Here is a 276-nt window from a genome sequence, read left to right on the forward strand (position 1 = left end):
CACGCCCGCGAGCCCGAAAAGCGTCGGATGCGTGCGCATCAGCTGCAAGGAGCCGATCGGGTTGGCGCCCTTCCAGCGGAACGCGCTGCGCTTCTCGGGCGGCAGCGATTCGGGCAGCACGAGCCACCCGTACAGCGCATTGGCGAGGGAGAAGGCGGCGGCCGCCCAGAACGGCAGGCGCGGATCGATGGTGCCGAGCACCCCGCCGAGCGCGGGGCCGAGCACGAAGCCGACGCCGAAGGCCGCGCCCATCAGGCCGAACTGCTTGGCGCGCTT

1 protein-coding gene is annotated in these 276 nt (G+C 72.1%); it reads right to left on the reverse strand.

The window, feature by feature from the left end; all coding sequences use genetic code 11:
* Nucleotides 1-276, reverse strand: a 276-nt coding sequence (locus ACZ3HH_RS29870; RefSeq protein WP_465810169.1) for an MFS transporter, incomplete at both ends; no start/stop codon positions are given.

The sequence above is a fragment of the Pseudomonas sp. PME37.24/025 genome (assembly GCF_055556615.1).